Below are 7,244 nucleotides of genomic sequence, written 5' to 3'. Positions count from 1 at the left end.
AGCAGGCTCATGGCGTCCGCGGTCCGACCCGAGTCTGAAAACTCGCCCCCCGCCGCCTCGACCGCGGGCAGCGAAGACATGTCGGCCCCGATCCGAAGCGCGCGGCGCGGCGCGGCTAGCGGCGAAGCGCACGCGACGACGCCGAGCCATGCTGCGATTCCAAGCCCCGTCAGCATCGCGCGCGTCATGACGGAGCGATCGCGCGTGCGTGAGCGATTCGTGCCTCTTCTCGCACCTCGGTATCGCGATCGGCGGTGGCTGCGCGTGACAACTCGGGAGCAATGCGTTCGAGCAACTGCAAGGGTTGCACCGCGTTCGATTGCGGCGCGCCTGCCGCGATCTCGCCGAGCGCCCACGCCGCGTGTGCACGCACCAGCGCGTCGGGGTCGCGCGCGAGCGTCGCGAGCAATGCCGGAACCGCGGTGGTTTCACGCCGGTTGCCCAGTGCGACGCACACATTGCGAAGGAATCCGGCGCGCGTCGCGCGGCGAATCGGGCTGGTCTCGAACAGCTCGAGGAAGCGGGCTTCATCGAGCGAAAGGAACTTGGTCAACGACCAGCCTTCGAGTGAGCGTGCGTGAAGCCGCGCCTCGGCGGCCGGCGGGGCGAAGCGATTCCACGGGCACACCTCCTGGCACACATCGCACCCGAACACCCAGTCGCCGATCGCGGCGCGCATGTCGAGCGGAATCGCGCCGCGATGCTCGATCGTGAGATACGAAATGCAGCGTCTCGCATCCACGCGATGCGGTGCCACGATCGCGCCGGTCGGGCACGCCTCGAGGCAGCGCGTGCAGGTACCGCAGCGCTCGCGAGCGACCGGCGAGTCTTCGACCAGTTCGTAGTCGATCAGCACCTCGCCGAGCAGGAACCACGAGCCGAGCGACTCCGACAACACGCCGGCGTGCTTGCCGACCCAGCCGATCCCGGCACGCTCGGCCCAGCCGCGTTCGAGAATCGCGCCGGTGTCCGAATACCACAGCGCGCGCGAACCCGGCACCAGTGCACGCGTGAAGTCCTCGAGCTGTCGCAGCCGATCGCGCATCACGCGGTGGTAGTCCTCGCCGGCCGCGTAGCGGGCGATGCGACCGAGCCGACGATCGCGCGCGGCATCGCGCTCGGGCGGATAACACATCGCCACCACCAGCACCGAGCGCAATGCCGACAGGAGCCGGGTGGGATCGGCGCGCCGTGCACGATGCTTGGGGCTTGCCAGGTACTCCATGCCGCCGTGCATGCCGGCGGCGAGCCACGCTTCGTAGTGCGCCTGGGCATCGAGCGGGCCGAAGCTCGCGACGCCGGCGGCCTCGAAGCCCAGCCGGGTCGCTTCTTCCTTGAGCTTCGCGGTGCGATCACGCGCCAGCTCGACTGTGGCCGCGTCGCTCACGACCGGGTCAGCGCGGCCTGCGAGTCGAATCGGGTGCCGCCGGCCGCTTGCCAGGCCGCAACGGGTTCTCGCGCTTTTCGAACGGGCGCACCGAGCCGGTGGCGGGCGGATCGCGAAGCGCGGCCGGCCGCAGCACTGCCGCTCGCTGAGGCGTCTGCGCATCGCGTCCAGTGAGCGAACGATTCTCCTGCGCCACGCGCTCCGCTGCGCGCCGCAACTCGGCGATCGGCGCTGCGCCCGCCGAGAGTTCCTCGATACGCGCACGCTGCAGCGGGAAGCCGCTCGCACGCTCGATGCGCTCGATCGGTGGGCCGAGCGGCACCGTGACGCCGTCTCGCAGCGCGTCGTTCACGACCACCTGCATGTTGTCGGCGCGCTCGCCGACCTCGGCAGCGGTACGGATGCGGCCCTTCAAGTCGGTATGCGCGAGTTGCGAAGTCGGCGCATAGATGTAGGGCCCGTTCGGAATGCGCGAACTCCACGCGCCGGTGTTGCCCGGCGGCAACGGCGCCCAGCCGATCAGATCGTTGCCATACGTCCACTCGACCCACGCCGGCGCCCAGTCGAGCCCGGGAACCCACACCCAGCCCTTGAAGTCGTCGTAGAGCCAGCGACCGTAGTGATCGGTCGCCCATCCGAACGGATCCGCCGAGTTCCACACCCAGCCGTAGTTGTCGGTCGGCGACCAGTAGCCATCGTAGTAGGGACGCCACCACACCGGATCGACGCGCGGCCGGAATACGAACCCATACGGCTCGACCAGCGGCCAGTCGCCGTAGCCGTCGAGGGCGTCGTAGAAGAGCCGGTACTCGGGCAGCAGCGCCGCACGCGCCGCCGGCATCGAGGGTGGTGCCAGAGTGCCGGGGGCGGTCGAGGCGCAGCCAATCACGGCCGCAAGCGCGACACCGATGACGAGCGCTGCGATCGCCGTGCGCAGGCGTTTCGCACGAAGGGCGAGTGCGTTCGAGAGTCGCTTCATGTGAGTGAGACTCGCGGCTGCCGGAGGGGGCGTCAAGCACGCAACTGTTTCCAATCGCCTGCCGTAGGCTGCCCGGCTGAACCACTGCCTCCAACCCAGGGCTCCGCATGCAAGTCTCGCAATCCCCGCGCTCGAACCTGGCGTCAGGCCAGTTTCTCGGCTTGCGCGTCGAAGCGGCGCGGTTCGGCGGCTTCGCGGTGGGCGTTCACATTCCGACCGTGCCCCCCGCCGAGGTCGCGACGCATGATCACGCCGACGCGCACTTCGTGCTGGTGCTCGCAGGGCACTACCGGTCGACCGCGCGCGGCTGGCAGGACGACGCTGCGCTGCCGGCGCTGATCTACAACCCGCCCGGCACGACGCACCGCGACCGCTTCGAGCGCTGCGCGGGTGGGCGCTTTCTCACCATCAGCTTCGCGGCCGACGAGGCACTGATCGAGACCTCCCGGTCGTGCGCCCGGGAGCCGAACCTCGCGCCACCACACGGCGCCGCGCTCGCGCGACGACTCACACATCATCTCGCGGACGGGAGCGATTCGGCGCGGCTCGCCGGCGAGAGCGTGTGCCTCGAGCTGATCGAGCTGGCGACGCGTTCGCCCTCGCGGCGAGCGGGGCGCGAGAAGGCATGGATTCGAGCGGTTTGCGATCGGTTGCGCGACGAACGGGAGCGGGCGCCGACCATGGCGGAGGTGGCGCGCTCGCTCGACCTGCACCCGGTGTACCTGGCGCGTGAGTTCCGGCGCGCGATCGGCTGCAGCCCCGGCGACTATCTTCGGCACTATCGCCTCGAGCGCGCCGCGGCGCTGCTCGCACACAGCCGCCAGTCGCTGGCCGAGATCGCGCTGCAATGCGGATTCGCGGACCAGAGCCACTGTGCGCGCCAGTTCAAGGCCGCCTTTGGCGCATCGCCCTCGGCCTATCGGAGACGACTCGGCGGGGTTGCGCGCGTTCAAGATGCAGCTCCTCGGCTTCGGTAGGTTTCCGAACCGAGGAGGAACTCACCATGATGCGAACGATGCTGCTGTGTGCGGTGGCGATGACTTTGGCGATGGCGGCCGCGACTTCGGCGGCCGCCGCGCAGTGGAACACGACGACCCCGGAAGCCGCGGGGCTTTCGAGCGAACGACTGCAGAAGATGCGCGCCGCGATCGAGGCCGGGGACTTCAAGCAGATCACCAGCGTGCTGATCGCGCGTCGCGGGCAGCTCGCGTTCGAAACCTACTTCGACTCGGGCGGTGCAGAGGCGCTGCGCAACACGCGTTCGGTCACCAAGACCGTGACCTCCATGCTGGTTGGCGCGGCGATCGATCGGGGGTTGGTCGGAAGCGTGACCCAGCCCGTGATCCCGATGCTGCGCGGCGCACGGCCGGTCGAGCATCGCGACCCGCGCAAGCAGCGCATCAGCGTCGAAGACCTGCTCACCATGAGTTCGCTGCTCGAGTGCGATGACGACAACTCGTTCTCGCGTGGCAACGAAGAGCGCATGTATCTGATCGAGGACTGGGTGCAGTTCGCGCTCGACCTGCCGATCCGCGGATTCCCGGCCTGGAATTCGACCCCCGCGCAATCACCCTACGGCCGCAGCTTCAGCTACTGCACCGCCGGCGTGACCCTGCTGGGGGCGGCACTCGAACGGCACCTGCGAATGCCGCTTTCCGAGTTCGCGCGTGAAGCGTTGTTCGGCCCGCTCGGCATCGAGCGCGCGGAGTGGCAGCGCTCGCCGCTGGGCGTGACGCAGGGTGGGGGAGGACTTTCGTTGCGCAGCCGCGACCTGTTGGCGCTCGCGCAGCTCTACGCCGATGGCGGGCGCTGGCGAGGGGATCAGGTGCTGTCGCCCGAGTGGGTGAGCCGATCGATTGCGCCGCACTCGCGGATCGACGACGAGACCGAGTACGGCTATCTGTGGTGGCTGCGCCAGTTCCCGCGTGACTCGAGCACCGTCAAGTCGTTCGGCATGTTCGGCTCGGGCGGCAACGCGGTGGTGGTGTTTCCGGAGCTGCAGCTGAGCGTGGTGATCACCACCACGAACTTCCGCGTCTCTCAGCCCCATCAGATCACGGGGCGGCTCATCACGCAGCACATCCTGCCGGCGGTGTGTGCTGCGCCCTAGAGCTTCTTGTAGTCCGGGCCGCCGCCGCCCTCGGGCGTCACCCACGTGATGATCTGGTAGGGGTCGGCGATGTCGCAGGTCTTGCAGTGCACGCAGTTCGACGCGTTGATCTGCAGCTTGAGCTCGGGGCTGCCGTCGGCACGCTTCGGTCGCCCCTCGTCGGTCACCATCTCGTAGACGTTCGCGGGGCAGAAGTGCTGGCACGGGTTGCCATACTCGGCGCGGCACTGGGTGGCGCACACGTTCACGTCTGCGACCTTCAGGTGCACCGGCTGATCTTCGTCGTGAAGGGTGCCCGAAAGATAAACGTCGGCGAGCTTGTCGAACGTGAGCACGCCGTCGGCCTTCGGTACCGGCGGCTTGCCGGCCGGGTGCACCTGCGCGAGCTTTCGCATGCGCTCGTGGCTCGCGTGCCCCTTCAGGTGATCGCCGAACGGATCGAGTCCGCCCACGAACATCTGGAAGCCGGTGCGCGGCAGAGCGACCAGCAGGCCGCTGTCGAACGCCTGATGGAAATTGCGCATCGAGCGCAGTTCGGTCGCCGCCCATGAGGCTTCGACGCGCCGGTCGTAGCCGGACAGGCGCGGTTTCGAGAAGTCGTTCGCGACTAGGCACTCGAACAGCGTTTCCGCCGCCAGCATGCCGGACTTGATCGCGAGATGGATGCCCTTCAGGCGCCCACCGTTCAGGAATCCCGCCGAGTCTCCGCATAGCAGCAGGCCGTCGGCCGAGAGCTTCGGCATCGCGTACCAGCCGCCTTCGGGAATCGCCTTGGCGCCATAAGAGATCGGCTTGCCGCCCTCGAGCAGTGCTCGCACGTAGGGGTGCGTCTTCATGCGCTGAAGATTTCCGTGCGGGTCGCTGGTGGGGTCGCGCGCGTCGAGTCCCGTCACCATGCCGACCGACCACAGCGTGTCGCTGAGTCCATAGATGAACCCGCCGCCGAACGTGTCGTTCGAGAGCGGATAGCCCATGGTGTGGATCACGCGGCCCTTCTGCACGCGACCCGCCGGCATCTCCCAGATTTCCTTCACGCCGGTCGCATAGACCTGCGGGTCTTTGCCGGCGGTCAGTTCGAGCTGCTGCTCGAGCACCTTGGTGATCGTTCCGCGCGGGCCCTCGCACAACACTGTCGCCTTTGCGTGGCAATCGGCGCCGGGCTGGTAGGTCGGCTTCTTCTCGCCGTTTCGGTTGATGCCCTTGTCACCGGTGCGCACGCCGATCACGCGTCCGTTCTCGACCAGTGGACTGGCGGCCGGCGTTTCGGTCGCCACGAGCACGCCCTTTTCCTCGGCGATGCCCGCCAGCCATCCGACCAGATCGCCGAGCGACAGCACCACGTTGCCGTGGTTCTCGAGCGCCGGCGGAACGAACGGCAACCGGAACTGCCCGCCGCTCGACAGGAACATCACGTCGTCGCTGGTCACGTCGCTGCCGATCGGGCAACCGCGCTCGCGCCAGTCGGGCATCAGCTCCGCGATCGCGCGCGGGTCCATGACGGCCCCCGAGATGCCGTGCGCACCCACGCGCGCGGACTTCTCGAGCACCGCGATCGTGGTCTCGGGGATCGCGGTGCCGGGCGCGCCGCTCGTGATCGACTGGTTGTGCTTCTCGATCAGATTCGCCAGGTGGATCGCACCGGCGAGCCCGGCGGGACCGGCACCCACGAACTGAATGTCGAACTCGAGGACTTCGCGTTCCATGATGGCCTCGGGAGTGAGGGAGTGCGGTTCGGACCGCGAAATCGAAATCTACTGTGTCGCGGCCACGCCGCTCTTCGCCGCCACGCCGCTCTTCGCTGCCTCGCTGTCTTCGTGCGCGAGCAAGTGCTCGGCTTCGATCGCGGCCATGCAGCCCAATCCGGCCGCGGTGACCGCCTGGCGAAAGATCGGATCCGCTACGTCGCCGGCCGCGAACACCCCGTGCACCGTCGTTCGAGTGCTCCCGGGCGTCACCTGGAGGTAGCCGCGCTCATCGGTCGGCAGCGCGCCGTTCAGGAACTTGGTATTCGGGTCGTGGCCGATCGCGATGAACACCGCGTCGGTCGCCTGCTGGGTGATCGCGCCGGTCTTCAGGTTGCGGAGTTTCACGCCGGTGACGACCGGCTTGCCCTCGGCCAGAACTTCGGCGATCTCGCTGTCCCACACGAAGCGCAAGTTGGGTGTGTTGCGCGCGCGATCCTGCATCGCCATCGAGCCGCGCAGCGAGTCGCGGCGATGCACGACCGCGACCTCGGACGCGAGGCGCGACAGATAGGTCGCCTCTTCGAGTGCGGTGTCGCCACCGCCGACCACCACGACCGTCTTGCCCTTGAAGAACGGGCCGTCACAGGTCGCGCACGCCGAGACGCCGCTGCCCATCAACTTCTGCTCGCTCGGAAGCCCGAGCCACCGCGCCGAGGCACCGGTCGCGACGATGACGACGCGCGCCTGCCACTCGCGGCCATCGTCGGTCCACACCGAGAACGGCCGGCGCGTGAAGTCCACGCGCTCCGCCTGCACGAACTCCACGATCTCGGCGCCGGATCGTTCGGCCTGCGCTTTCATTTGTTCCATGAGGTGCGGGCCTTCGATCGGGCCCGCGAAGCCCGGATAGTTCTCGACGTCGCTGGTGATCGTGAGCTGACCGCCGGGCTGATTGCCCGACAGCACGACCGGGTGGCGATTGGCTCGGCCGGCGTAGATCGCGGCCGTGTAACCCGCTGCGCCAGCACCGAGAATCAGAACGTCGTGAAGCTTGGACACGGGGCCTCCGGGAGCGATGGGTTC

General features: G+C 68.4%; 6 protein-coding genes. 2 read left to right on the top strand and 4 right to left on the bottom strand.

The annotated features are described in order from the left end of the window. Window positions 1–184: 184 nt before the first annotated feature. Window positions 185–1,387 carry a tRNA epoxyqueuosine(34) reductase QueG gene (gene queG / locus HOP12_11485; GenBank protein ID NOT34778.1) on the bottom strand — a complete coding sequence of 401 codons (1,203 nt, stop codon included), beginning with the start codon at window positions 1,385–1,387 and terminating at the stop codon, window positions 185–187. A 7-nt stretch (window positions 1,388–1,394) separates the two neighbouring features. Continuing rightward, window positions 1,395–2,366 (bottom strand): hypothetical protein, encoded by a 972-nt coding sequence (locus HOP12_11480; GenBank protein ID NOT34777.1) that lies wholly within the window; start codon window positions 2,364–2,366, stop codon window positions 1,395–1,397. A 107-nt stretch (window positions 2,367–2,473) separates the two neighbouring features. Between HOP12_11480 and HOP12_11475 the strand changes: the two genes are divergently transcribed. Beyond that, window positions 2,474–3,343 carry a helix-turn-helix transcriptional regulator gene (locus tag HOP12_11475; protein NOT34776.1) on the top strand — a complete coding sequence of 290 codons (870 nt, stop codon included), beginning with the start codon at window positions 2,474–2,476 and terminating at the stop codon, window positions 3,341–3,343. 29 nt (window positions 3,344–3,372) lie between these two features. Beyond that, window positions 3,373–4,476 (top strand): serine hydrolase, encoded by a 1,104-nt coding sequence (locus tag HOP12_11470; protein NOT34775.1) that lies wholly within the window; start codon window positions 3,373–3,375, stop codon window positions 4,474–4,476. Here HOP12_11470 and HOP12_11465 read toward each other — a convergent pair. Beyond that, complete coding sequence (locus tag HOP12_11465; GenBank protein ID NOT34774.1) at window positions 4,473–6,179, bottom strand: electron transfer flavoprotein-ubiquinone oxidoreductase; 1,707 nt, start codon at window positions 6,177–6,179, stop codon at window positions 4,473–4,475. The genes HOP12_11470 and HOP12_11465 overlap by 4 nt on opposite strands. A 48-nt stretch (window positions 6,180–6,227) precedes the next feature. Then, on the bottom strand, window positions 6,228–7,220 hold the full coding sequence (gene trxB, locus HOP12_11460; protein ID NOT34773.1) for a thioredoxin-disulfide reductase: 993 nt from the start codon (window positions 7,218–7,220) through the stop codon (window positions 6,228–6,230). Between the last annotated feature and the right edge of the window lie 24 nt (window positions 7,221–7,244).

The sequence above is a fragment of the Candidatus Eisenbacteria bacterium genome (assembly GCA_013140805.1).
Taxonomy (GTDB): domain Bacteria; phylum Eisenbacteria; class RBG-16-71-46; order RBG-16-71-46; family RBG-16-71-46; genus JABFRW01.
The sequence above is the reverse complement of the archived record's forward strand: the minus strand, read 5'-3'. Positions and strand labels throughout refer to the sequence as shown.